Source organism: Elusimicrobiota bacterium (assembly GCA_026388075.1).
Taxonomy (GTDB): domain Bacteria; phylum Elusimicrobiota; class Endomicrobiia; order Endomicrobiales; family JAPLKN01; genus JAPLKN01.
The window spans coordinates 1-10,621 of the sequence record JAPLKN010000054.1 but is presented as its reverse complement, the minus strand read 5'-3'; the positions used below and the strand labels follow the sequence as shown (position 1 = coordinate 10,621).

At 37.1% G+C, this 10,621-nt stretch carries 11 protein-coding genes; all 11 read right to left on the bottom strand.

Annotated features, from left to right (window positions below):
* A partial coding sequence (locus NT145_02695) for a hypothetical protein (protein ID MCX5781601.1) occupies window positions 1–562 on the bottom strand: 562 nt, incomplete at its 3' end.
* A 441-nt stretch (window positions 563–1,003) separates the two neighbouring features.
* A complete protein-coding gene (pilQ, locus tag NT145_02690; protein MCX5781600.1) occupies window positions 1,004–2,905 on the bottom strand; it encodes a type IV pilus secretin PilQ in 1,902 nt (633 codons plus the stop codon).
* 40 nt (window positions 2,906–2,945) lie between these two features.
* Window positions 2,946–3,410, bottom strand: coding sequence for a hypothetical protein (locus tag NT145_02685; protein MCX5781599.1), 465 nt, complete (start codon window positions 3,408–3,410; stop codon window positions 2,946–2,948).
* Window positions 3,407–3,955 carry a type 4a pilus biogenesis protein PilO gene (gene pilO / locus NT145_02680; protein ID MCX5781598.1) on the bottom strand — a complete coding sequence of 183 codons (549 nt, stop codon included), beginning with the start codon at window positions 3,953–3,955 and terminating at the stop codon, window positions 3,407–3,409. The genes NT145_02685 and pilO overlap by 4 nt, the downstream gene beginning before the upstream one ends.
* A gap of 2 nt (window positions 3,956–3,957) precedes the next feature.
* Window positions 3,958–4,521 carry a PilN domain-containing protein gene (locus NT145_02675; GenBank protein ID MCX5781597.1) on the bottom strand — a complete coding sequence of 188 codons (564 nt, stop codon included), beginning with the start codon at window positions 4,519–4,521 and terminating at the stop codon, window positions 3,958–3,960.
* Window positions 4,522–4,524: 3 nt separating this feature from the next.
* Window positions 4,525–5,628, bottom strand: coding sequence for a type IV pilus assembly protein PilM (pilM, locus tag NT145_02670; protein ID MCX5781596.1), 1,104 nt, complete (start codon window positions 5,626–5,628; stop codon window positions 4,525–4,527).
* Between the two features lie 144 nt (window positions 5,629–5,772).
* The gene (locus NT145_02665) at window positions 5,773–7,044 is read right to left on the bottom strand and encodes a hypothetical protein (GenBank protein ID MCX5781595.1); all 1,272 of its coding nucleotides are present in this window, start codon (window positions 7,042–7,044) and stop codon (window positions 5,773–5,775) included.
* Complete coding sequence (locus NT145_02660) at window positions 7,004–7,744, bottom strand: hypothetical protein (GenBank protein MCX5781594.1); 741 nt, start codon at window positions 7,742–7,744, stop codon at window positions 7,004–7,006. Before NT145_02660 ends, NT145_02665 begins: the two co-directional genes overlap by 41 nt.
* Before the next feature lie 34 nt (window positions 7,745–7,778).
* Complete coding sequence (locus NT145_02655) at window positions 7,779–9,212, bottom strand: glycosyltransferase family 39 protein (protein ID MCX5781593.1); 1,434 nt, start codon at window positions 9,210–9,212, stop codon at window positions 7,779–7,781.
* A 103-nt stretch (window positions 9,213–9,315) separates the two neighbouring features.
* Window positions 9,316–9,732, bottom strand: a complete 417-nt coding sequence (locus tag NT145_02650; protein ID MCX5781592.1) for a biopolymer transporter ExbD — start codon at window positions 9,730–9,732, stop codon at window positions 9,316–9,318.
* Window positions 9,729–10,361 (bottom strand): MotA/TolQ/ExbB proton channel family protein, encoded by a 633-nt coding sequence (locus tag NT145_02645; protein ID MCX5781591.1) that lies wholly within the window; start codon window positions 10,359–10,361, stop codon window positions 9,729–9,731. Before NT145_02645 ends, NT145_02650 begins: the two co-directional genes overlap by 4 nt.
* Window positions 10,362–10,621 lie beyond the last annotated feature (260 nt).

Genomic DNA, 10,621 nt, shown 5'->3' with positions numbered 1-10,621 from the left:
AAATGATTAAAGTTAATAATTTAAAAAGCACCTTATTTCTGTCGTCTAAATTATCCCAATAAGAAAATGCCAGAAGAAATGACAACAATAAATAACCTGCAATAATATTTGGATTGATAAGATATTCGTATTGTAGCATTCCGCCGGTAAAATAATTCTGCGGGGCTTTCAAGAAGTAAAATAAAAGTATTAAACTTAAACAAAAACCAGCCAAAATCGGTATTTTAAATAACTGTTTTTTTTGTTCATCCGAAAGGAATCTTACAAGATATGCCAATATAAGACTGTCCAACAGTACCAGAAGCTCGTTTCTGACTTGCGCTAGCTCAGGAGCGCCTATTAAAGGCAATAAAGCAGAAAAAAAGAAAAGCAGGGCAGTGCCTTCTCTTTTAAAAGTAAAGGGAATCTTATAATAATTGATTGAAATAAGGAATGCTGATAAGATTAATACATGAAAAACACATTGAGTAGCAAAATCCCAGGAAAACCTTAAAATTGGCGAAAAAACAAGGATGATTGAGAAAAATATTAACCAACCGTTTGATTTAAGTTTTTGTAACATATCTGATTTTACCCCGTTAGAGAAGGCTGCTGACTCCTGTCGGCAGATTGAAATCATGCTGTTAGATGGCGGTGTAATGTCGCCATCTTTATTCGCGAAGCGCCCGTTGCCCGCCCGCCGGCCTGCTTCGCAGCGAGGCGAGCGAGGCAGATCTCTAACGGGGTTTACCTTGATTCAAATGAAGCTCCCCACATCGACATGCGGGGTATCAAGCAGAAATTCTTCCGAAGCCACCCCGCACAGTTTTGTCCTGGAAATGCTTTGCATTTCACAGGGCAAAACTAGACGTGGGGGTTCTCCCCGCCTTCATCCTCCCCTGCTTCGTTTAGCGAAGCAAAACGTGGGGGGCGTATTTGGCGAAGGAGAATAAAAAATACAACCCAATCTTATTAATAGTAAGATTGGGTTATATATTTAAGCTATTATTGGCCTTTAAACAGCCTATTTTACGATTTGAGGAGTAATGAATACCAAAAGCTCTGTTCTGTCTTTGGAAGTCAAAGTTCTCTTAAAAAGTGTTCCTATGATCGGTATATCGCCCAAAATCGGGACCTGAGTCGCAAGTTTTCGGTCTTCATCGGTAATAAGACCGCCTATTACAACCGTTTCGCCGTTATTAACCAAAACGGTTGTATTTGCCTCTCTGGTTCCAATTACGGGACCCGCCGGATCGGCCCTAATGTAAAGGCTTACCTCCGGATGAACAGCCAGAGTTATTTTTTGATCCACATTAATAGTTGGAGTAACTGTAAGTTTTATGCCAACATCCAAGAAGTTGGTTTGCTGGGTTGAACCGCTTACAGATATTGTCGTAGTAGTATAAGGTATTTTTTGGCCTATTAATATTTTTGCCTCTTTATTGTTTATTGTAGTTACTTTAGGACTTGAAAGCAGCTTTGACAAACCCTTCTGCTGTAATGCGCTTAAAACCGCGTTTAACCTGTTTCCGTTAGAAACTATGCCAAAAGCTATAGAAGATATTTGTCCTGATACCGGGCTTGCAGGGAATGCAACACCGGTTCCTCCGGTTTCAAGCGTTCCTGTACCCGAAGGCAGATTTCTGTTAGCTCCGATAGTTGCATTTGGCCCGGGAACAGATTCATTATCCGCAACCACATGCTGTCTGGAAGCTCCAATTGCCACATTTGGATCGCCTGCTGTGCCCGCATACTGCCACTGAACACCAAGATCAATACTTTTATTTAATGTAATTTCAACAATTTTTGCTTCTATAATAACTTGTTCCGGTTTTCTATCAAGTTCTGAAATAATCCGTTCTGCCGACTGAAGTCCTTCAGGGGTATCTGTGACTATCAAACTGTTAGTTCTATCGTCAACAGAGATTCCGCCTCTTCTTCCTTCGGACTGCCGTATCATATCCAGATTTGTTTTTATTTCATCTGCTTTAGCATAATTTAAAGGGAAAATTTTTGTAAACGTTACTGATCTTTCTCTCTCAAGAGCAATTTGCTGCGGGGTAACGACTCTTATAATATTTGGACCGCTTTCTTCGGCAACAAGGTTTTTTAGTGCAAGAATAGTATGAAAGGCCTTATCAAAAGGAACATTTTCTAGCCGCATGGTTACGGTTCCCTGGACATCATCGCCGCAAATAATATTTATGCCGCTTTTCATTGATAATACTCTTAAGACATCCCGCACATCTGCCGCTTCAAAATCAAAACTTATGGGTTTAGAAGTAAGACCTATCTTTTTGGAAGTCTGATTAGAAGATACTTCGGCGCTTTTTTGTGAAGCGCTGGGCTTCGGCATCGGGACTGTAACTGATTGAGGCTCAGCAACGGCTTTTACTTCAGTGCTTGCCGGAGCTTGAGCAACAGTCTCAATAGCAGGAGCTGAAACTTCGGGAGCTGAAGACAAAGTTTCCTGGGGTTTTGGGCTTTCATACGCCTGTTCAACAGCAGGTGTTCCCGCTTCAGAAGCGACCGGGAAAAATTTGATTATTACGGTGTTACCGTTTTCTTCGTTTACTTCGTATTCTATATCGCTGGTTTTCAGTTCCATAACAACACGAGCAACTTTCGTCGGTTTGTCCTTGAATTGGGCACCTCTTACTTTATTGATTATGGGGCTGTTTTCTACAGGAAAACTTTGTTTTAGCTTATATTCGGTATCAGAAAAATCAATAACCAATCGTTCAGGTTTTGAAAGGCCGAATACATTATATTTCGGTATTCCCGAACCAGTTACTGACACCGCGTTTCCTATAACCGTTACCTCCTGCAGACTAAAACCTTGAGAACTCTTTTCTTCCGACCATACAGGACTGCCTAAATTAATTATTAGTCCTATCACTATTAAGTCGGCTATAAATTTTTTCATCCGGTTAGTCCTCCTTGAGCTTCCTTTAAATCAAAAAAATCTATTTTTCTTTTTCTCTTAATCTTATTTCTTTTTTACTTCTATCAGCGGCGATAATTACCACGCTTTCAGCCTTTATCGTTCCGCTCATTCCCTTAATAAGTCTTTGCCTGGAATCATATATTCTGCCGTTTTTAAGAGTATACCCGATAGAACCGCCCTTTAGTAAGGCAATTGATTGGTCCCTGTCGCGTATTATCCCGGTTAAAACCAGTGCACCAAGGCTAGGAATCACTATCCCTTCCTGGGGACCAGTCATTTCGGCAGTAATAGGAAAGAATGGGTCTCTATATAGGTCTCCCCTATAAATGTATCTGACTATTTCTTCCTTTTTCTGCTCAACCTGCACTTTTAGCGCGATAGGCTGAGCTTTAATAGACGATGACACCTGTACTGGTGCCTGCGTCATATTGCATGACGCAAAAATAAAAGCAGTCATTAAAATAATATAAATTTTCTTTTTCATTCTTTGTATGTGTATGCTATTAAAGTGAAATCTGAAACTATATTTAGAGTATCGTTTTTGTCGGTACTTCCGGAATAATTCATATTAACACTGCGTACACTCATAAGTCTCATCTCTTGGCCGATATCTGCAAGAAAATGGGCAAGAGGATGGTATTTTCCCCTCAAATTAACTTGAAAGGGCAATTCGTTGTAGTGTTCCATAGGCGCTATTTTCGCGGGAGTCAAAACATTAATCTGAAGATTATAACGCTGGGCTTTTCTTGCAATTGTTCGCAAAAGCCCGGGAATCTCTTTATTTTGAGGAAGAAGCTTTTCAAGGACTGCGACTTCTTTCTGCAACGATTCCATTTCAGCTTTAAGTTTCGGCAGTTCCATAGCCCGGATTTTTAATTCAGCCAGTTTTGTTTCCACCTGATTGAGTTTAATTGCAGCCTCATTATATTTTTTATCAAGCGGCTGCAAAATGTAGTTAAAATAGCAGAACCCGGCGCCCACGAAAATTAGCAGTATAAAAACCAATTGTTGTTTTATTTTATTAGTCATAGTTATTTTTTTCTTTGATAGCTAAAAGTCATGCTGAAAGAAGATATTGTAGCTTTATCCGATCTTGTTGTAGTAATTGCGCCAAGCTCGACGTCAGAAAAAATACCTTTAAGCGTTAGCTCAGTAATAAAGTCTGCTATAGGGTAATTATCAGTTGCGTCCGCTGACAAACTCACCGTTATTTTTCCGTCAGGCTGAAGAACGGTGGAAAGTGTTTTGAGCGATATGCCTTGAGGCAAAACGCTCATCAAATCTTCCATAAAACGAGGATATACGATCCCTTTTTCCCTAAGCATATTTATTACATTTTTCTTTGTTTCAAGGCTTCGCTTCATCGTTTCCAACGCTTCAACTTGTTTTACGATACTTTCGTATTTTGTGAGTTCAAATTGAGCTTGATTAATGCGCGTTTCAACAACATTATAAGCGTGAACTTTTAAAAAATAAACAAGGGAACCAAAAATCACGGCAATAATCATTGCTAAGAGAGAAAGCCAGACTAGTTCTTTCCTCTCTTCTTTTTTAATGTTTTCTTTAGATAATAAATTAATTTTTATCAATTGCATATTTTACTTTTTTACGTCGTTTTCATACCGCATTCCAAGCCCGACCGAAACGGCAAATTCTGTAGCAAATTCTTGAGGTACTTTTTCTCCTTCAATTATGGCTCTCAAAGGATTAAAAATTTCAACCGCAGCTTTGAGCTGTTGCGACAAATATTTATCCAAATTTTTTATATTAGCGCTTCCGCCGCTAATTAAAATTTTATTAACTGTATTTTCAGCTCTTTGGGAAATATAAAAATCAATGGATTTTTGAATTTCAGTCAAAAGTTCTTTGGCGGTTTGTGTTAGCGCGGTTGAAACCTGAAGTTTTTGATTATCTGATGAAATCTTATCCTTATCTTCGGGAGTTACAATAATTATATTATTCGCTTTTAAATCTTCCGCGGTTTTTTGGTCGCAAGAAGCAGCCTTCATGACTGCTTTTGTGAAAGTATTGCCTGCCACATAAACGTCTCTAACCACCTTTGAAACATGATTGGCGATAATTGAGATATTTGTTGCACTTGCACCGATATCAGCTATCAAAACGGTTTCATTCAAAGTCTTATCGGAATTCAGCTCATAAGCATTGGAAATAGCAAAAGCGTCAATATCAACCACAACAGGCCTTAAATTCAGTGTATTCAGCATCTCGATTTTTGCGCTTACAACTTCTTTTTTTGCGGCAACGATTATCGCATCCATTTTTTGCGAATCAACATCTCCGGGTAAAATATAGAAACTTAAATCTACCTCAGTGATGCCAAAAGGTATATAAGGTTCCGCTTCCATCGCTATATTTTTTTCAAGCTCTTCGCGAGACATTTTTTGAAGCTGTACGTGCCTGACGATAACCTGATTTCCTGATACAGAAGTTACAATATTTTTGACTGCTATTTTTTCAACGGCAAGATATTCGGCCAGGCGGCTGAGGATTGCATTTTTTCTTTCGGCTGGAGAGATGTCTCGGTTTATATCGGCTAAAGGAACAGTGCCCCATTTAACCAAATGGTATGAATCGCCATGCTTTTTGATATGCAGAATCTTAATTGAATAAGTTCCAATATCAACAGCTATAGCGTCCTTGCTTCTTACGAAAGGAAGATCTGATAAAGATAATAATGGCATATTTTTAGATTATTTCGCTTTATTATATTCTGAAAAATTTTTTATTTTATAGCAATTTTTGCGAAGCTTGTCAAGTGGTTCTATGAAAAAATTATCATGAAACCGGAGTTTTTCAAAAAAACTATTTATTTTTCTATTAATAAATCAATAGGTATAGCTGAAACTTACACCCATGTAATGCCCTGAATAATTATAAAGCAAGTATCTTTCAAAAGTCATATTTGAAACCTGGCTTTGGTAATTATAGAATACCGTCATTGTTGTAACGTCATTTTGTCTTTTTGAAAAACCGCAGCTTAATATAAAAAGGTTGTTATACTGGTTTCCGGAAATGAAGGCGTTTTCAGAATCTCTAGGCGGCCTATTTGAATAGTATTTATAGTTTATTTCGGGAGTAATAAAGGCAGCCCAAATTTTGGATAATGTAAACGTAATCGGGCAAGATATATCAAATATATTGTAGCTATAATAATTATCAATGTAACGAACCGGGATGGTATCGGTTGCCAGCATAAAGTGCTGGTAATTTTGATTTGAAATCTTGCTTTTAAAACTAAATGACGGGGTTAAAATAATAGAATTCCATAAAATCTTCGTATAATCCGCCCCTAATGTAACCATTGTATCCTGCTGAAGCACGCCTGAATAGTAAGTCCTATCCGGTTGAACATTATCAACAATAACTTTTTGTTTAGTATATTTTAATATTGTAAAATCAAGCGAAACATTGACTAATTCATATTTTGTTTTTACTCCCAATTGATAATTGTGGTGGTTTTGTTTTCCGGTAGAGGTTTCCGATGTTTCACCAGCCTGAAATTCTGCCAAAAGATCAGTATAATTAGGAAATTCCAGATAATGATACTGCATGTATATGTCTCCGGAAAGTTTTTTACTGAATTTTCTGTTTAAATCAAACATGAATCCCGTACGGTTAAAATCATAAAGCCCCTGTCCCCACAGTTCGTTTGCTCCTGTACGGCGGTATTCTATCATATGATCCAGCTGACTTTTTAGAGTATAATCATCTTTCCAGTCAAAATGATTTTTGATGACGAAAACGTGGTCCATAATTCTGTCAGAAAACTTATCCCCTTCTTCCTTTCTTAACCCTGGCCCGGCGTATTTTAGTTCGTAGAAACCGATAAATTTGTGCCTGGCACTAGGCTGTAAAATGATGCCTAAATCATTAGTCAAATTAGAAGTGGCCATCATTTCGCCTTTTGAAGGTATAGACTCGCCAACGTCAAACTGTAATTGATAATAGGGAGCAGCCTTTGTTTTGGCAAACAATAGCATTGCCCCCCCCAAAAATAATAAAACAGAAATTAATATTCTTTTTAACATGTTGATTTGTCCTTTTGATCTGTCCTTGTCAGAAAAACCAATGCCATGCGATAAAAGGATGTATAACAAAAAGCCCTTCAGGATAAATATTAACTCCGATATCAAGATGTTTATGGCTTACCATGAGACGAGAAACAATTTTGTTGTATTTAAAGCCGTATCCAAGCTGCGCAACAACTATTTTATCGGGATTCGGCTGATGGCTGATACCAGTAAAAACAAAAGTATCGGACATTTTAAAATCAAGTGAAGACATCGAAAATTCCCCGGAAGTTACGGGCGTGGAAAATTTCACGTACATGTTCACCGCGCAATATTTTATTCCGCCATAAAGCCTGGTTTTTTCATTGATAGACTTTGCCGCAGTAATACCCATAGAATAATCGCTAAACTCCGGTCTCGTTTCAGTAGATATCAATCTCAAACTTAAAATATCGCCGTACATCCCGATTACATCTATCTGGGGTAAATTGTTTTTTTCATCAAATACTTTTGCTTTTACGTTAAGATTTGCCCACGTGAAAGGTATAAAGGTTGGAAAAAAGTTAAATCTAAACGATCCTTTTTTATTTTTCGGAACGGGAGAGTAGTCTTCGTTATCGGAATGCAGGTTGAAAAAGAAATCCCCAGGATTATCTAAAAATCTCAGGCCAATTTTAATAATTTCTCTGCCTATTATCGAATTTGCAAAATCGTCGCCACCACTAGCAGGAACAGCCGACGAAAATAGAACTAAAACTAACAAAAAAAGAGTTATTTTAGATTTCATCTCTTATTGAGTCTATCAAAACACATAAAAAATGTCAATAACTCTTTGTATTTCCATATATAATTCTAAATCGCCTTATCGGAAAGTTTTTGCGGTAGATAGTAATATAATCGGTTGTAACCGGTTCGCTAAAATATCGTTTATAAGCGTCCAGAGCTTCCCCTTCTAAAGAAACATATAAGGCTTTAACATTGGGTTGTATTTGGAGTTTCCAAAGGTTATACTGGCTGAATCTGCCTATGGTGGGATCCGCACTAATTGTAATGTTTTCATGTAAATAGTAATCAATAGATGCCGGCAAAGTATGGGACGGCGCAAGAATATATTTTACATCGGGATACTTTTTGATTTCTTTTGCAAGATCTTTCCATCCGTAAAACCAGCTAGTCGCATCAGTTTGAGCCCATTCTTTAGAGAATTTCTCAAGAGGAATAACTGAAAATCTCGCATGAAATATCGCAAGTAATGAAAAAAACAGAGAAAATAGAAAAACAAGAGCCCATAAAGTTTCCTTCCATTTTTTTCCGTCAAGGAAATAAGCACATAAAGCGATTGTAAACGTAAAATATGCCAGGACCGGCCAGTTAGGAGCTGCCGCTTTTTTAAGCGAAGTAAACATAAAAAGCAAAATTATTGGGACAGAAGTAACCCCCAGAAAAAGTTTTTCTTTTCTTTTGGAAAACATAAATATTGCAGATGCCCAAATACCCATCAGCCAAGCGAAAGGCGTAAGCGCCATAAGTTGTCCGCCGATATATTCAAGCATACCGTTAAGTAAATCGTAGCCTTCCAATCCATGATGCATCTGAAATTTGAACGAAACCCAGTTATTAGCGATATTCCAAATTATTACCGGCAAAAAAATTATTATGGATAAAACTAGCGCAACGTAAGGATGTACGGTTTTTAACCAGCGTTTTTCATCAGTAAAAATCATATAAAGGAAAATAGATGGAACCAACAATATCGCAGTATATTTAGATAAAAGCGAAAGGCCTAATATTATTCCCAGAACATACCATAAGTATGCTTTTTGCGTTTTAAACAACTGCCATGAAATAAATATGCCTAAAGACCAAAAAAGGAAGGCAGGAGCGTCAGGCGTTATAATAATTGAGCCCGATGCGGTAAGAGGGTAAACATTTAAAAGAAGAACGCTTCCGGATGAGACTTTTTCGCTGTTGAAAAACTGTTTTGAAAGAATCCAAATAATAAAGCTCATTAATACTGAAACCATCAAGGCAGACAATCTTACCCAAAATTCCGACATGAAAAAAAGAGTTGTCAGTTTAATGAAATATGCAATCATCGGAGGATGGTCAAAGTAACTTAATTGAAGATGGTGAGACCATAACCAATAATAAGCTTCATCGGGATGAAGCTGAAGGGTGGAATTAATATAAATTCGACAGATAGTTAACAGTGTTATGAAAATAATGGTGTTTTTTTTAGTTAAAAATTTTTCCATTTATAATTTTTTATTATTTATCTGGCAAGCCCCGTTAGAAATTTTAGCTGACTTGGACATACGGTTAAACCCCTGCCTGAATCAACGTTTCAGCCAACAATTTCTAACGGGGTAAAGTTTTTTTCAATTCCACCGAAAGAGCAAACTTTTTTGCTCCGGATTGTTTTGCCGTATCTATAACCTTTATTACGGTGTCATATTTGACTTCTTTGTCGCCTTTTATTACGACCGGTATATCATTATTTGCAGAAAGCCTTGCCGTTATTCGAGCTTTAAGACTCTCAAAATCAACGTTTAAATTATCAATAAATATTTTTCCGTCCCTGGTTATTAAAATCGTAATATTTTTTTCCGTATCGCTTTCTGCCTTGCTGGCCTCAGGAAGTTTTACTTTTATGCCGGGTTGTATCAACATCGGGGTTGTAATCATAAAAATAATTAAAAGCACCAAAACAACGTCCGTAAAAGGAGTTATATTGATTTCTGCCATTAACTTTTCGCGCTTAATAGGTTTTCTCATAATTTTTTCCGTATGCCGATTAAATCAAGTATTTCTGAAGCGCAATATTCCATATCAGTTACAAAATTATCCACTCTTCTTACAAAATAATTGTAGAATATTACTGCCGGAATGGCTACAAAAAGTCCGGTCGCAGTAGCTATCAAAGCCTCGGCAACTCCGCCTATTATTACAGTTATGCCCCCTGAACCAATAACTGAGATATTGTGAAAAGAACGGATAATACCAAGCACGGTACCGAAAAGACCTATATAAACTGCTGTATTGCCTATTGTTCCTACTATGCTGATATATTGTTCAAGTTTTACTGTTTCAACCATAATTTCTCTATCCATAGCACCTTGTATTGCTTTTTCATCATGGCCGAATTTCCTGATCCCCGCTTTGACAACATAGCTAATAGGCGCATCATTTTTTTCACAGATTTTTATAGCCTTTTCAATATTACCTCTTTGAATTTCATTCTTTATCTCATCCATGAATTCTATTTTATCCAATTTGGATTTCTTGCGGTAATTGACCAGCCTTTCAAGTATTACCGCCAAAGAAATAATTGAGCAAAACAATAAAACGTAAAGCGCTATTCCCCCCATACTAATTATTTGCAGTAAAGTTTTTCCTTCAAACATAAAATTCCCTTCCTTTAAGGATTTTGTAATACGGATTAGGGATTAAATCAAATATTTTTCCCCTTAATCCTTTATCCCGATTTATAATTATTTTTTGCTGTTTTTTAGTTCTACTTATTTATAATAGAGATTAAAAACGAGTCTTAACGCCTGCACTTACAACAAGAGATTTGCGCAAAAAGCTCGGTTGAGTTTCTATGTTTTCTGAGAAAATATTATCCAGTAATAATTTCATTTCTGTATCATAGCCAATCCCCTTG